This window comes from Thermalbibacter longus (assembly GCF_023806485.1).
Taxonomy (GTDB): Bacteria; Chloroflexota; Chloroflexia; order Thermomicrobiales; family Thermomicrobiaceae; genus Thermalbibacter; species Thermalbibacter longus.
Map to the genome: position 1 here is coordinate 1 of NZ_JAMSLR010000051.1, position 393 is coordinate 393.

The following is a 393-nucleotide window of genomic DNA, read 5'->3' on the forward strand; positions in this document are numbered from 1 at the left end:
GGGCCGGGCATGACGCCGGATGAGGTCATCGCCGAGGTCAAGGCCAGCGCCCTGCGCGGCCGCGGCGGCGCGGGGTTCCCCACGGGCCTCAAGTGGAGCTTCATGCCGCGCCAGTTCCCCGGGCAGAAGTACCTGGTGTGCAATTCCGACGAAGGCGAGCCGGGCACGTGCAAGGACCGCGACATCCTGATGCACAACCCGCACATCGTCATCGAGGGCATGCTGATCGCCGCCTACGCGATCGGCGCCTCGGTCGGCTACAACTACATCCACGGCGAGATCTTCCAGGTCTACGAGCGCTTCCAGGAGGCGCTGGAGGAAGCGCGCGCGGCCGGCTACCTGGGCGAGAACATCCTCGGCAGCGGCTTCAGCTTCCAGCTGCATGCCCACCAC

The 393-nt window shown here is 67.9% G+C and carries 1 pseudogene; it reads left to right on the plus strand.

Annotated features, from left to right (window positions below):
• Positions 1-393: pseudogene (locus NET02_RS16405) on the plus strand (NADH-quinone oxidoreductase subunit F); the annotation flags it as partial.